The following is a 13945-nucleotide window of genomic DNA, read 5'->3' on the forward strand; positions in this document are numbered from 1 at the left end:
GATAAAAGAGTATTTTAGGAGAAAGTGTATGAGTGCAAAGTATAAACAAATTGCTGATGTTTTAGAGCAAGACATTCGAGATGGGCTTTTTAATGAAACGAAAAAACTACCTACAGAAGAAGCGTTGATGAACCGATTTGAAGTAAGCCGTAATACGATACGTAAAGTAATTAGTCAGCTTGTGAATAGAGGCTATATTTTTCAAGTGCAAGGTAGTGGCATGTTTTTACGCGAAACTTCTGTAACAGATTACATTAATTTAGGCAGTTTGCGTGGATTAACGAAAAACCTTGTTTCACAAAATATTGAAACGAAAGTGTTAGAGCTTGAAGTAATAGATGCGGACGAAGAGATAGCAAAGCAGATGCAATGTGAAGTTGGAACTAGGTTATATTTTTTGAAGCGCTTAAGAATTGTAGATGGGAAACCATTCTCTATTGAAGTAAGTTATTTCAAAAAGGATATCATTCCTTATTTGAATGAAGAAATAGCATTAAGCTCTGTATACAGTTATTTCATTGAAGATTTACGATTAAATATTGGCTTTGCCGATAAAGTTATTAGTTGTGAAAAAGTAAATAAAGAAAATGCACAGCTTTTAGAACTAAATGAAGGTGATCCGGCACTTCTTATTGAAAATACAGTTCATCTTGTAAATGGAACCATTTTTGAGTTATCTCAATCGATGTTTCATTATGAAAAGACCAAACTTTTAAATCGGATTAATTTTAAGTGAAAATGAATATAATTAGCCTCGTAAAAAAGCAACTGATTCTAGGAGATCAGTTGCTTTTTATTTTGAAGTGGATGAGCAAAAAAACCTAAAAGTGGTTGGTCCGTTTTTCGCAAACTTCTATTATGATAAGAGAAGAAAGGTAGTATTTTATTGATACCTTAAGAAGGACATTTTATATGTATCTTCTTTGTTTAAATAGACTGGCCTAAGAGAGGTGAAAAGACAATGAGTTTTGCGATTTCACTAGTTGTTATTATTGTAGTTGTATCACTGTTTGGGACCGTGCTAGTTGCACGAAATGTGGAGGAGAATTACGGTAAGTCTACAAAGAGGAATGTAAAAAACTTATCTGCTATTTATATCATTCTTCTTTTAGTGCTTCTCGTAGGAGTTACTTGGTATGCGGTCGTTATTTTATAGAGTGTGTATATGATAAAGGAGTTAATATATTGATGAAAAATGAGCGCCACGTTTTAGTTGTTTTCCCGCATCCAGATGATGAGTCGTATTGCGTGGCTGGCACAATTTTGGCTTATACTGAGCAGAAAGTCCCTCTTACTTATGTTTGCTTAACACTTGGTGAAATGGGGAGAGCAATGGGAAATCCACCTTTTGCAACACGTGAGTCTTTATATGCTATTAGAGAGAAAGAATTAAAGCGAGCTACAAATATTTTAGGGATTGAAGATTTACGTATGATGGGATATCGTGATAAAACTCTTGAATTTGAAGAGCCTGGAAAATTAAGAAGTCTGATTCAAAACTGTATTGAAGAATTGAATCCTTCTATAGTTATTTCTTTCTATCCTGGGTATGCAGTTCATCCAGATCACGATGCAACAGGGGAAGCGGTAGTAGAGGCATTAGCTAATATTTCGGAAAGTAAACGACCGGCCTTTTATGCTGTAGCTTTTTCGAAAAATCATGAAGCTGAAATTGGGCCTCCGGATTTTAAAAATGAAGTGAAAGAATATGTTCCAAGAAAATTAGAGGCATTACGAGCACATGCATCACAATTTACAACTAAAGTGGATGAGCTGGAAAGAGAGTATGAAGAAGGTGTTCCGGAAACAGTTGAGTGGTTAGAAAGAGAGCCGTTTTGGATATATCCATTAAAGAATAAGAAAATGTAGTGCTATAACTGAAGGGGATTTATATGTATTTTATATATAAAAATCAAAAGGTTTATTACAATATAGAAGGATCGGGTCCTGTCATATTGTTTTTACACGGTCTTGGAGGAAATTCGAATAATTGGTTATATCAAAGAAAATACTTCAAGAAGAAATGGACCGTGATCTCACTCGATTTACCTGGGCATGGGAAATCCGAAGGGATGGAAATTAGTTTTAAAGAATATTCAAATGTTTTATATGAGTTATGTAGTCATTTAAAGCTAAAATCAGTAACAATTTGCGGTCTTTCAAAAGGAGCTAGAGTCGGTATCGATTTTACTATTCAATATCCACGTTTTGTTTCTAGCTTAATTGTTGTAAATGCATTTCCCTATTTAGAACCAGAAGATCGTCAAGAACGACTTGAAGTATATGATTTACTTAGCTTGAATGATAACGGGAAAACTTGGGCCGGTACGTTATTGAGAGCAATGGGAGTAGAAGATAATGATGCAATTGTCCGCGGGTTTCATCAATCCCTACAAACTATTAATCTGATGCATATTCAAAGGCTATTCGCTGAATTAGTTGATTACGATCAAAGACCATACCTCTCTAACATTACATGTCCTACTTTAATTATACGAGGAGAGAATGATTATTTTGTTCCGGAAAAGTATGTGAGAGAATTTGAAAAACACTTGAGAAACTCGACATTTGTTGAGTTGAAAAATAGTGGGCACTTGCCTTATTTAGAACAGCCTACTAGTTTTAATGTGACAGTTGAGGCATTTTTAAATCATGTGCTTGATTAATACCATTTTCACAGTGAATACTATTATTAATGAATTCAGGACACCAGCTTGGAGAGGAGGGAACTAAATGGAATGGCAACCGAATCGTGAAGATAAAATACCAGTTTATAAACAAATTGCTGATTACATTGAAAGAGGCATTTCTACCGGTGAATTCCCTTCTGATAGAAAATTACCTTCTGAGCGTATGTTAGCACAGAGGTTACAAGTGAACCGGAGTACAGTAGTAGCTGCTTATGAGGAATTAAAATCACTTGGGGTAGTAGACCGGCAAAAAGGAAGCGGCACCCGGGTGAATACAGACATATGGGGTGTGTCACATAAACGAATACCGAACTGGGGTAGGTACGTTGAGGATGGATCGTTCTTACCTAATGTACCACTTGTTCAACAAATTCGAACGGAAACACAAAAAGATGATTTAATCAATTTAGCGAGTGGTGAATTGTCACCAGAATTAATTCCGAGTGATAGATTTCGAACAATTTTGTCGGAGAAAACATTTATGGGAAATCTCGGTTATGACCATCCACTTGGAAATGAAATGTTGCGAAAAACAATTGCGGCACATGTCGAGCAATATAAACAAATAGAAGCAGATTCAAGCTCTATTCTTATTACATCTGGAGCTCAGCAGGCACTTAATCTTATCGTTCAATGTTTGTTAAAGCCTGGCGATGCGATTGCAATTGAGGATCCTTCCTATTGTTATTCACTTCCGATGTTTAAATCAGCAGGTTTAAACATATTCCGTTTACCAGTTGATGAGCATGGAATGAATCCCGATGACTTAATCGATTTGCACAAAAAGCATCGCATTCGTATGGTGTTCTTAAATCCGGATTATCAAAATCCAACTGGAACGGTACTTTCGTTGGCAAGACGTAAAAAGATTTTAGAACTATCTTCTGAATTTGGTATACCGATTGTAGAAGATGATCCGTATAGTTTGACTTCTTTTAATGGAGAAGTGAATCCAACATTGAAATCGATGGATCAAAATGGGAATGTTCTTTATGTAAGCTCATTATCAAAAATTGTTGCATCAGGATTACGTATTGGTTGGGTAATTGGCCCCACGCGCGTAATTGAGCGATTGGCAGATGCGAAGCAGCAAGTTGATTTCGGTCATAGTGTATTTACACAGTGGGTAGCGAACCAATTTTTAGAATCTGAGGATTTTCATACGCATATTACGATGCTTCGTGGACAACTGAAGCAAAGAAGAGATGAGTTAATTAGAAAGCTTGAAGAAATATTAGGGGACCAGGTTGAATTTTTTGTTCCAGAGGGTGGAATACATTTATGGTGCAAAGTGCAAGGAACGTTTGATGAATATCATTTATTAGGTGAATCTATACGCAATGGTGTAGCATTTGTCCCAGGAAGCGTCCTAGGTTCAAAAAGTGAATATATACGATTTACTTTTGGCAGAGCGAATGTAGAACAAATTCAGCTTGGAATTACAAGATTTGCAGAGACATTAAACGAGATTCAATAATAAATTGTGGGAATTTGGTATTGAAATGGGGAGTAGCAATTGAAGTTTTTGACGCTTTTACTTCAAGTAGGAGTGCTATATATGTTTAGTTTGGTTGGTGTATGGATTCAGGAAGTATTTCATCTATCTATGCCAGGAAGTTTAATAGGAATGTTAATTCTTTTTCTGCTTCTTTCCACTCGCATTTTGCCATTAAAATGGTTTGAGATAGGTGCAGAAAAGCTAATAGTATTTTTACCTTTATTTTTAATTCCTTCGACGACTGGGCTAATGGAATACGGATCATTTCTTTTAAGTAAGGGTAGTATTATGTTCTTTCTAGTTGTTGTAAGTACTTTAGTAACGTTAATTATTTCAGGTTATGTAAGTCAGTTATTAATAACATCTAAAAAATAAAATTGACAAGGTGCGCTATTCAAATGGTCTTAATTTTTATTACTGTAGTGATTTATTTATTGGCGACAAAGCTATATAAAAAATTTACGTTTCCATTTACTTTACCGGTGTTAACAGTTACGACGATTATGATTTGTATATTTCTTATCTTCGGGATCTCTCATCAAGATTATAAGGAAAATGGAGGAGATGTTCTTTCCAGTTTCTTGAGCCCTGCGATTGTAGCTTTAGCAATACCGCTATTTAAGGAAAGAAAAATACTTATGAAAAACTTCTTATCGATACTTGTCGGAGTAGTAATCGGTATAGTGGCTTTAATCAGTTTGAATGTAGTGATTGGGGAAATGTTGAATATAGATAAGGAACTTATATTAACAACTATACCGCAATTAGCGACGATGCCTATTGCAATTTCATTAGCCGAGCAAATTGGGGGCATTCCATCTATGACTGCTAGTTTTGTAGTTGTTGCGGGAATAACAGGTGCTATCATAGGACCGACAGTACTTAAGTTTTTCCGGATAACAAGTACAATTGGAAAAGGAGTTGGGATGGGCTGCGCATCACATATCATTGGTGTGAGTCGTCTAGTGAAAGAAGGAGAGAAAGAGGCAACTATCGGTTCGGTGACGATGATTGTAACAGGGATACTTATTAGTATATTAGTACCTTATGGAATGAAATTATTATTTTGAAGATTAATGAATCGTAATAAGGAGTATAACACTACTCATTTTAGAGCGTAATGGAGATGATTAAAATGACAACATGGTTTATAGTTACATTATTTATTTTTGGTGCTCTTAAAGTATTAGTTTCTAGTATGCCAACTTCTGTTGTAGAATCAATTATTAGTAGATTTGAGTTACATCAAAAATTGGATGAGGAAAATACTATTGTAACAGTAGATGGGGAAAGTATAGAAGGAGAAATGAAACTTCAAGTTATTCATGAATTTAATGAGGCTTTATTTTTGGATAAGCATTATTTTCCGCCGCAAGGGAATGGAACACCGATAGTCATGGAGACGAAGAAAGGAAAAAGAGAGATTAGATTTTCTATATACAGCTACGAGGAACACATTGATGTAATAAAGCAATATAAGAAGAAAGTAGTTGCATATCGTTTGCGATCAAAAAGCCTTCAAAGTCGTTCAGTAGTAAGAATTGAAGATTATGCTTAAGGGGAGAGGCCGTTATACAAACGGTCTCTTTATTTTGGTAGCCAACGATATACTTTCCAAATAAAAGCAAGAAAAATCATATACCCAAACAAAGAATAAGTATGATGCCAATGCTCATTATGTACAAATAAACCTAGCCTCTCAGCAACTTGCTCAAAAATGCTAGCGCAAACGCCTATTGAAATAATAAATAGAGTTCTAGAAACTGTAGATAATGTTTTTGAAATTTGTATAAAAGAGGCTGTTAAAATCGGTAGTACGAGTAATGTGAAAGCTATGTTAACTGAAAATGTGGATGAGAAGGGTCTAACTGGAAAAGAATATATTTGTTTATTAACAAAGAAAGCATCTAAACAAGTTCCAATAATAGCAGAGAGAAAAACTGTAATTATTAAAGCTAGAAAGTCATTCATCCTCTCGGAGGAGGACATTTTTCTTTGCGAGAATTGCAAGTTCAATTTTTTCGAGTGTTTTGCAGTAGTCTTCTGAAATTTGTCCACTTATACTTTCCTCCTTATCAACTAAGTAATTTACAACTTGCCAATCAGTAAACCAATCTTTACTTTCATCTTCTTCATGTTTCATATCGCGCCATGCATAGATGAGTGCAGGGCTGTATATACGATATGCACCACTACGCAACTGGCATTTCTTTATTCGGCGTTTATAAAACTCACGGGAAAAAGATTCATTTACACTTGAAAATAAATGAGGCCAGTAATCTTTCCTTGAGCCTGTGTGTGGATGATGCTCGGCCCAACTTATTATTTGAGATAAAATATGTGTATCCCGAAATAATAGTGAATACAACCTTTTTCCAATTAAGATTCGTTCATGCAAGGACGTAAAATGTTTCATTGTATCACCAAATAGTAATACTTTTTGTTTCTTATCATTTTCGTAGAATGGGAAAAGGATGTGATTAAACTGAAAGAAATCAAAGAGTTTAAATCCAATACTATTTAGTACAGTCTTTTTAAAGTGTACATTTTGAATAACTCTTTTTTCTAAGTAGTTTTGTTCATTAATAATAGTTGCAATCGCTAATGTTTTTTTGTTACCGGTTTTCCAAAAGTCGTTCCACATCGTTTCCATAAATGTCGAAACATTTAGGTGAGGGAGAAGGTGAAATAGCCTTTGCGATCTTTTTACACTTTGTTCATATAGCAAAAATTGAGGATATACATCTTGGAAAATAAGCCAATTTCCCCTTTCTAAAAAAGAAAAAAATGTAATTTGATCTTTCTCTGATAAAATTCTCGTATATAAATCTCCCTTTAAATCGGTCATATTCCAACCACCGTTACGTGATACCATATGCCCAAGTAGTGCCCAATGTATTTCTGGATATTGAATGTAAAATTGGTAGTATGCACGTGTTCTTGTTACATTATTTTTATTTAGTTGTTTTGTTTGTGCTTTTATGTTGTCGATGATGAGTTGCTCTTCTTTCGTTAATTTACACATTGTATCAGAATGGATGAGGTTGCTTTTTTGTATTAACTCATTTTTCACGTCGAATAGGGAGAGAGGGAGTACTTTGGAAGGTTCGTTATTTGTGTTGCTTGAATTGCTTCGGTACATTCCATTACCTCCCTTTTTCATGAATGTAAACATGGCATTGGCTATGAATCATTCTATTTATTTTATTACGAGTATAAGAAATAAATGAACGGTGTTTTTCTACAAGGAATATAGTTATCATGCAAACAGTCTGAAAAAATCTTACTGTTAAGAGGTGAAATGAAAAACAGAAACTATTTTTTAATAGTTTCTGTTTTTTTATTTTGTCAATTAAATGTAACAAACTACGATTATGATTTGAATCAATTGAAAATAATTCAATAGCTTTGATAAGTACAATTTTTATTGAAATGTATGGTAGGAGGAAAAGGAATGCTTAATAAAATAATCTTAATTACTGGTGGTACAGGTTCGTGGGGACATGAACTTATAAAACAACTATTAGAAAAATCACCGAAAGAAATTAGGGTTTTTTCAAGGAATGAAACGGTTCAGTTTGAAATGCAGCAACAGTTTATAAATGACGATAGATTAAAATTTATTATTGGAGATATTCGTGATAAAGACCAACTAGTCTATGCTTGCCAAGGTGTACATTATGTATTCCATCTTGCAGCTTTAAAACATGTTCCAGTATGTGAGTATTATCCTTATGAAGCTATAAAAACAAATATACATGGTACGCAAAATGTAATTGAAGCATCAATCCAGAAGCAAGTTGAGAAAGTTATATATGTTTCAACTGATAAAGCGGCCGACCCATCAAATACGTATGGGATGACAAAAGCAATTGGTGAAAAGTTAATGGTTCATGCGAATGTGCAAACGAAGAAAACAAAATTCATTTGTGTTCGTGGTGGAAATGTTTTAGGGACGAGTGGAAGTGTGGTACCGCTTTTTAAAAAGCAAATTAAAAAGTCTTCACAGGTAGGGATTACCGATGCAAATATGACTAGATTTTTCTTAACCATTGAAGATGCTGTTGGATTGTTATTTAAAGCAGCATCTGAAGGAAGAGGAGGAGAAATCTTTGTTATGAAAATGCCAGCATGTAAAATAACGGATTTAGCAAGAATATTGATTGAAGATTCAAAAAAAGAAAACGTGAAGATAAAAGAGGTAGGGATAAGACCTGGTGAAAAATTAAGTGAAATGCTTTTATCTGAGGTAGAGAGTAAAACAAGTATTAGTTTTGATCAAAATTATTTTGTGGTACTACCGACTATTCCTATAGAAGGACTTCAAGAATATTATGCTAGTTATCCGCTTGTGGATGTGAAGAGTTTTAGTTCTCAACAAGACTTACTTACAAAACATGAGGTGAAACAAATGTTAGAAAAAGGAGGGTTTTTACGATGAAAAGAAATGCGAGCCTTTTAATAACTGGTGCAAATGGCTTCACAGGACGTCATGCTTGCCAATATTTTTTAGAGCAGGGCTTTCATGTAATTCCTATGTTTCAAAATCGTTCACATAGAGAAAAAATCGAAAATGGTATTACTTGTGATTTAACAAATAAGAGTGAAGTAATGAAGGTAATTAAACAAATAAAACCAGACTATGTATTGCATTTAGCAGGAAGAAACTCAGTTAATGAGTCTTGGACAGCTTCTCTGGAATATATAGAGATTAACGTAATAGGGACTTTATATTTATTAGAAGCCATTAAGCAGGAAGCCTCGCATTGTAAAACATTAGTTATAGGATCTGCATTGCAAGCAGATAGTATGAAAAACATAAAAGTTTCAAATCCATATAGTTTAAGTAAAACTATGCAAGTCATTATTGCGGAGGCTTGGGGCGGATTAATGGATTCAAATATTATCATTGCAAAGCCCTCAAATTTAATTGGTCCAGGAGTATCGAATGGTGTTTGTTCAATTCTCGCAAAAAAAATGATAGATATAGAATCGGGTAGAAGTAAAGCGATTATTGAAGTAAACAGTTTGAAAGATAGTAGAGACTTTCTAGATGTACGTGATGCAGTTAAAGCGTATCATGTGTTATTACGTGATGGTATAAATGGAAAACAATATAATATTGGATCAGGAGTAAAACGCTCTTTATTAGATGTATTGGAGCAATTTAAAGGATTAACACAGCTGAATTTTACTATAAAAGAAAAAGAGAATAGTGGGAGCAGCTCAAATGAAAATTTATTATTAGAGGATATAAAAAAATTAGGATGGATCCCAGAAATTCAATTTCAGCAATCATTAAAAGATGTACTTGAATATGCGAAGTGTAGTGAAATCTGCATTCAATAAAAATATAAAAGGATGTAACAAATATATGAATTGTTATGAAGCGATAGATAATCAAAGTACGCTATTTCTTTCGATTGTTGATACGTTGGATTGGAAAGATGAAGAAGCGCATGTGTTGCACCTCTATGAGGCAATAAATCAATATCGAGCGTATGTGGAAGAAAAAAAGGTTGATCGAATAAAGCCAGCACTAGAGACTAGAACTAGGCATGTGATTCAAGTTTTTGCTCAGTATGAGTGTAGTGAGTATGGAAATGATTTTTATGAACTCATCAAAGATCTTTTACAAGATATAGGACTTGAGTTAAAGATTAATATAAAGCTAGATTTTTAATGATAAAGGTGGATATAAGTTATGAATAAAAAGATTCTCTTTACTGGGGGCGGTACAGCCGGACACGTAATGATTAATATGGTATTGATTCCTAAATTTATGGAAAAAGGATGGGGAGTTGAGTATATTGGATCTCAAAATGGAATTGAAAAATTATTAGTTCAAAATGTTAAGTACAATAGTATTTCAACGGGGAAGCTCCGGAGATATTGGGATTGGGAGAACTTTAAAGATCCTTTTAAAATTATAAAAGGCTGCTTACAAAGTTATAAATTAATTAAGAAAATAAAACCTGACGTTATCTTTTCGGCAGGAGGATTTGTTTCAGTTCCTGTAGTTATAGGGGCATGGTTAAATCGTGTACCTATAATAATACGTGAACCAGATAGTACGTTAGGATTGGCAAATAAAATAGCATTACCTTTTTCTAAAAAACTATGCACAACATTTCCTCAAACAGGGGGTAATGTAAGTACTGAGAAGAAGGTTTATGTAGGGCCAATTGTAAGGGAAGAAATTGAGAGAGGTAACGTATTACGAGGAAGAAGCTATTGTAAATTTCAGCAAGATAAACCGGTATTGTTAATAATGGGTGGGAGTCAAGGTGCACAATGGATAAATGATATGGTAAGGAAAAGTTTAGATACATTATTATTAAATTTTAATATTGTTCATATGTGTGGTAAAGGGAAGGTGGACCCAGCTATTGGAATGGAAGGTTATATGCAATTTGAATATATAGGGGAAGAGTTACCACATATACTGAATATGGCAAGTGTTGTAGTTTCCAGAGCGGGTTCTACTGCTATTTCTGAATTGTTATTTTTGAAGAAACCGATGTTGCTTATTCCGTTAACTAATGGTTCCAGTAGAGGGGATCAAGTTTTAAATGCTGACCATTTTGCACGACAAGGATATGCGGAAGTTTTACTTCAAGATAGAGTAAACAGTAGTACATTTACACATGCAGTAAATAAGTTGTATACAAATAAGGAGAGCTATATTCAAAACATGAATGGATATAAGAAAACAAATGATGAGGGGATTCATCAATTAATAGATATAATAAATGAAGTGGTGAAGTAATAGAAAAACAAAAGGAAAGAAGGTATCTTCTTTCCTTTTTACTATAGTTGCTCAAATTCATTATTACTTATACCGATTAGCTATGTACTATTGGTGAATACCGATTTCTAATAGCTCAGTAAATGCATTAGTATGAATAGGTTTACTGTAATAGTAACCTTGAATAAAATGACATTTATTTTTTTGAAGGAAATTTACGTGTTCTTTCGTTTCTACACCTTCAGCAATGACAGACATTCCTAATGTATTTGCTAATGTGATGATCGTTTTAATGATTTCCATTCCATCTTCACACGTTTCAGACATTGTAAGAAATTCTCTTGGGATTTTTAACGTATCGATTGGATATAAAGGTAAGTAGGCTAGGGAAGAATAGCCTGTACCAAAGTCGTCGATTGAAATGTGAATCCCTAAACTTTTTAGTGTACGCAGTTTTATCAATGTTTCTCTCTCATCCATCATTGCAATTCGTTCTGTTAATTCAAGGTCGAGAGAACTTGCTGGTAAACCTGTAGTTGCTAAAGTAGAAGAAATAGACTTTACAAAATCTTCTTGTTCAAACTCTTTAGCAGATAAATTTACTCCTATTTTCAAATGAGAATATCCGAGTGTGTGCCAACGTTTCATTTCCTGACAGGCTTGCTGTAATGTCCATTTTCCTATTGGAATAATTTGTAGTGTTTCTTCGGCGATAGGGATAAATTCATATGGAGAAATAACACCTAATTCGGGATGGTTCCATCTGATTAAAGCTTCGGCACCGATAATTTTATTTGATTTGCTATCAACTTGAGGTTGATATAAAAGGAACAATTCTTCATTTTGAATTGCATTTGGTAAATCTTTCTCTAATCGTAATCGTCTTTCGATTTTTTTAGCGATTACATCGTCATAAATAGAGACAGAGTTAGGCTCTTTTTCCTTAGCATCATACATTGCAACATTAGCGTTTTTTAAGAGTGTAGCGGTATCGATTCCACCAGATGGATATATAGCGATGCCGATACTAAGTGATAAAGTTAATTTATGCTCATGTAGGACAAACGGTTTTTTCATGCCTTCAAATAATTGGTTACATAACTTGAATAAGGAATCATGGTCCGTATAGTTTTCGATTAAAATTGTAAATTCATCGCCACCGATTCTTGACAGATGAGTATGTGATGGAAGACATGATTGGAAACGTTTTGCTACTTCTTCTAATATGTAATCACCTGACGAATGTCCAAGTGTATCGTTAATTACTTTAAAGCGATCTAAATCTAAATATAATAATGCAAACTCACTTTGTGTTGTTTGAGCATTTTTTATAAATTTTCTTAACTTCCTATGGAAAAAGGATCGGTTCCCAATTTTCGTTACAGTATCGTGGAATGCTAAATATTTTATTTCTTCTTGTTGTTTTTTTAGTGCGGTAATATCCTTTACCATAATATAGCTTCCTGAAATTTGTCCATCTATCATAATAGGAACGATGGTAACGTATAAAAAATAAGTAAAGCCATCTTTATATTGAGAACTAAGTTGTAAGGATGCTGATTCTTGTTGTTTAATTTTTTCTAATGCAGATATCAGTTTATGTTTATCTGCATCTAAAATGATAGAAAAACATGTCTCACCAAGTAACTCGTTCGTTGGTGCTCCGAGTAGCACACTTCCTGCTTTATTTACATTTAAGAATATTCCATTTAAATCAATCGTAAAAATGGGATCAGGATGATATTCATATAATGATTTGAATTTTTGTTGTTTCTGAGATAGGGCCTCTGATTTATGGACTAAATCAGAAGTTCTTAAAGTAACTTTTTCTTCTAGTTGAGCATTAAATACTTGTAAACGTTTTGTTAGGGTGTCGTTTTGCATACGCACAATAGAATGGCGAATAAGTACGAAAACAAAAGCGATACAATTCCCTGTAATGAGAGTTGAGGATGATGTTTGTTCTTTTAACGTAAACCCGATTAGTATTGCAACAGCAAGATAGGGAAATACGACTAAAACTTTCTTTCCTAGTATAGGGTTTACAATGAAATAATTTTTATGGCTATTATCATCTTCTGAAATAGACCCAGCTATTGCGATAAGCAATATAGGTATTCTATATAAAAGACGTAAAAATGTTATAGTGTCAGTTGATAAATGGGTATTTAAGTAAAAATAAATATAGTTAAAAGTTGCAGAACTAATTAATACAAAAATAAAGATATAAATTTTCCGCTTGGACTTAAAAATTGTTGGGCGGAAAAAGAGACTAACACCTAGTAGAAGAAATAATAGATCTGCAATTGGATATAGAAATGAAAGGAAAATATCTCCGAGTGAAAGTGAGAATATATTTAAATTTGGCTGATTAAATAAATACCATTCTAATGTGAATATGGAAGTAAGTACTATACATATATCACAAATAAAGAAAGCTTTTTCCCATTTATTGCATTCTTTTAAGATCTTATAGCAGAAAGCGATAAGACAGAAGAATAGAAAAAACATGTAAAATACATCAGAAATAGTAAAATGATGTATTGGAAGTTCGAAAAAGGTATCTTGATACGTATATACTACTTTTCCTAATAAAAAACTACCAATTGCAATTGTAATACATATCCAAAAAGGATTTGAACTAACTTTTTTAGAATGTATAGAGTAAATTAGCGATATAAATGTAATGACTTCAACGATGAGTGAAGCGAAGCGTACATTGAAATTTGAAAAATGAGTAGGGAACAGAAAGAAAAACATAAAATAGATTGAATAGCATATTAATGTTGTAATTAATATACACAGTTGTAAATTTTTATTTAATTTCAATAAAATCACCTTCTTTAAGTATGCACTATATTCGTAATATCTATACATAATAATATTACTTAAGGATTGTATCAGATTTCCTTATAAAAAGCATGCTTATAAGAAAAAAATGAAGAGTATAATACTTCTTAAAATTGAAAAAATGTTGTAGTTAATAATTTTTAGGTTATAAGGAATGTA

Annotated in this window: 15 protein-coding genes; 12 read left to right on the forward strand and 3 right to left on the reverse strand. The window is 33.3% G+C overall.

Annotated elements, in window-relative coordinates; genetic code table 11:
- The first annotated feature begins 28 nt into the window (after positions 1-28).
- The 8 genes from ACE38F_RS10435 to ACE38F_RS10470 all read left to right on the forward strand — a co-directional run bounded on the left by ACE38F_RS10435 (position 29) and on the right by ACE38F_RS10470 (position 5746).
- Positions 29-736 (forward strand): GntR family transcriptional regulator, encoded by a 708-nt coding sequence (locus ACE38F_RS10435; protein ID WP_215553923.1) that lies wholly within the window; start codon positions 29-31, stop codon positions 734-736.
- Positions 737-961: 225 nt separating this feature from the next.
- A complete protein-coding gene (locus ACE38F_RS10440; RefSeq protein WP_002066705.1) occupies positions 962-1156 on the forward strand; it encodes a hypothetical protein in 195 nt (64 codons plus the stop codon).
- Between the two features lie 32 nt (positions 1157-1188).
- Positions 1189-1869 (forward strand): bacillithiol biosynthesis deacetylase BshB2, encoded by a 681-nt coding sequence (gene bshB2, locus ACE38F_RS10445; protein WP_215556624.1) that lies wholly within the window; start codon positions 1189-1191, stop codon positions 1867-1869.
- Between the two features lie 23 nt (positions 1870-1892).
- On the forward strand, positions 1893-2666 hold the full coding sequence (locus ACE38F_RS10450; protein ID WP_215553922.1) for an alpha/beta fold hydrolase: 774 nt from the start codon (positions 1893-1895) through the stop codon (positions 2664-2666).
- Positions 2667-2733: 67 nt separating this feature from the next.
- A complete protein-coding gene (pdxR, locus tag ACE38F_RS10455; protein ID WP_375369375.1) occupies positions 2734-4167 on the forward strand; it encodes a MocR-like pyridoxine biosynthesis transcription factor PdxR in 1434 nt (477 codons plus the stop codon).
- A gap of 39 nt (positions 4168-4206) precedes the next feature.
- On the forward strand, positions 4207-4563 hold the full coding sequence (locus ACE38F_RS10460; RefSeq protein WP_098777289.1) for a CidA/LrgA family holin-like protein: 357 nt from the start codon (positions 4207-4209) through the stop codon (positions 4561-4563).
- 23 nt (positions 4564-4586) lie between these two features.
- Positions 4587-5258: an LrgB family protein gene (locus tag ACE38F_RS10465; protein ID WP_215553920.1), complete on the forward strand. Its 672-nt coding sequence runs from the start codon at positions 4587-4589 to the stop codon at positions 5256-5258.
- A 65-nt stretch (positions 5259-5323) separates the two neighbouring features.
- A complete protein-coding gene (locus tag ACE38F_RS10470; protein WP_215553919.1) occupies positions 5324-5746 on the forward strand; it encodes a YfmQ family protein in 423 nt (140 codons plus the stop codon).
- Positions 5747-5775: 29 nt separating this feature from the next.
- Here the strand turns inward: ACE38F_RS10470 and ACE38F_RS10475 are convergent, their stop codons facing one another.
- Positions 5776-6177, reverse strand: coding sequence for a CBO0543 family protein (locus ACE38F_RS10475; protein WP_215553918.1), 402 nt, complete (start codon positions 6175-6177; stop codon positions 5776-5778).
- Positions 6152-7330: a DUF2515 domain-containing protein gene (locus ACE38F_RS10480; protein WP_215553917.1), complete on the reverse strand. Its 1179-nt coding sequence runs from the start codon at positions 7328-7330 to the stop codon at positions 6152-6154. Before ACE38F_RS10480 ends, ACE38F_RS10475 begins: the two co-directional genes overlap by 26 nt.
- A 312-nt stretch (positions 7331-7642) precedes the next feature.
- On the opposite strand from ACE38F_RS10480, the gene ACE38F_RS10485 reads away from it, so the two are divergent.
- The 4 genes from ACE38F_RS10485 to ACE38F_RS10500 are packed head-to-tail and all read left to right on the forward strand — an operon-like array spanning position 7643 to position 10957.
- Positions 7643-8629 carry a UDP-N-acetylglucosamine 4,6-dehydratase family protein gene (locus ACE38F_RS10485; RefSeq protein WP_215553916.1) on the forward strand — a complete coding sequence of 329 codons (987 nt, stop codon included), beginning with the start codon at positions 7643-7645 and terminating at the stop codon, positions 8627-8629.
- Positions 8626-9537 carry an NAD-dependent epimerase/dehydratase family protein gene (locus tag ACE38F_RS10490; protein ID WP_002165222.1) on the forward strand — a complete coding sequence of 304 codons (912 nt, stop codon included), beginning with the start codon at positions 8626-8628 and terminating at the stop codon, positions 9535-9537. Before ACE38F_RS10485 ends, ACE38F_RS10490 begins: the two co-directional genes overlap by 4 nt.
- A gap of 25 nt (positions 9538-9562) precedes the next feature.
- Positions 9563-9871: a DUF6572 domain-containing protein gene (locus ACE38F_RS10495; protein ID WP_060752180.1), complete on the forward strand. Its 309-nt coding sequence runs from the start codon at positions 9563-9565 to the stop codon at positions 9869-9871.
- A 21-nt stretch (positions 9872-9892) separates the two neighbouring features.
- Entirely contained in the window at positions 9893-10957 is a 1065-nt protein-coding gene (locus ACE38F_RS10500; protein ID WP_375369374.1) for an undecaprenyldiphospho-muramoylpentapeptide beta-N-acetylglucosaminyltransferase, read from the forward strand.
- A gap of 87 nt (positions 10958-11044) precedes the next feature.
- On the opposite strand, the gene ACE38F_RS10505 is transcribed toward ACE38F_RS10500, so the two are convergent.
- The gene (locus ACE38F_RS10505; protein WP_375369373.1) at positions 11045-13765 is read right to left on the reverse strand and encodes a putative bifunctional diguanylate cyclase/phosphodiesterase; all 2721 of its coding nucleotides are present in this window, start codon (positions 13763-13765) and stop codon (positions 11045-11047) included.
- Positions 13766-13945: the final 180 nt, after the last annotated feature.

The organism is Bacillus altaicus (assembly GCF_042136375.2).
GTDB classification, from domain to species: domain Bacteria; phylum Bacillota; class Bacilli; order Bacillales; family Bacillaceae_G; genus Bacillus_A; species Bacillus_A cereus_U.

Excerpts from the sequence above, each read along its gene's own strand:
- ACE38F_RS10480 (WP_215553917.1), bottom strand. The coding sequence starts at position 7,330 with ATGTACCGAAGCAATTCAAGCAACACAAATAACGAACCTTCCAAAGTA.
- ACE38F_RS10465 (WP_215553920.1), top strand. The coding sequence starts at position 4,587 with ATGGTCTTAATTTTTATTACTGTAGTGATTTATTTATTGGCGACAAAG.
- ACE38F_RS10490 (WP_002165222.1), top strand. The coding sequence starts at position 8,626 with ATGAAAAGAAATGCGAGCCTTTTAATAACTGGTGCAAATGGCTTCACA.
- ACE38F_RS10485 (WP_215553916.1), top strand. The coding sequence starts at position 7,643 with ATGCTTAATAAAATAATCTTAATTACTGGTGGTACAGGTTCGTGGGGA.
- pdxR (WP_375369375.1), top strand. The coding sequence starts at position 2,734 with ATGGAATGGCAACCGAATCGTGAAGATAAAATACCAGTTTATAAACAA.
- ACE38F_RS10500 (WP_375369374.1), top strand. The coding sequence starts at position 9,893 with ATGAATAAAAAGATTCTCTTTACTGGGGGCGGTACAGCCGGACACGTA.
- ACE38F_RS10440 (WP_002066705.1), top strand. The coding sequence starts at position 962 with ATGAGTTTTGCGATTTCACTAGTTGTTATTATTGTAGTTGTATCACTG.
- ACE38F_RS10470 (WP_215553919.1), top strand. The coding sequence starts at position 5,324 with ATGACAACATGGTTTATAGTTACATTATTTATTTTTGGTGCTCTTAAA.
- ACE38F_RS10475 (WP_215553918.1), bottom strand. The coding sequence starts at position 6,177 with ATGTCCTCCTCCGAGAGGATGAATGACTTTCTAGCTTTAATAATTACA.
- ACE38F_RS10450 (WP_215553922.1), top strand. The coding sequence starts at position 1,893 with ATGTATTTTATATATAAAAATCAAAAGGTTTATTACAATATAGAAGGA.
- ACE38F_RS10435 (WP_215553923.1), top strand. The coding sequence starts at position 29 with ATGAGTGCAAAGTATAAACAAATTGCTGATGTTTTAGAGCAAGACATT.
- bshB2 (WP_215556624.1), top strand. The coding sequence starts at position 1,189 with ATGAAAAATGAGCGCCACGTTTTAGTTGTTTTCCCGCATCCAGATGAT.
- ACE38F_RS10495 (WP_060752180.1), top strand. The coding sequence starts at position 9,563 with ATGAATTGTTATGAAGCGATAGATAATCAAAGTACGCTATTTCTTTCG.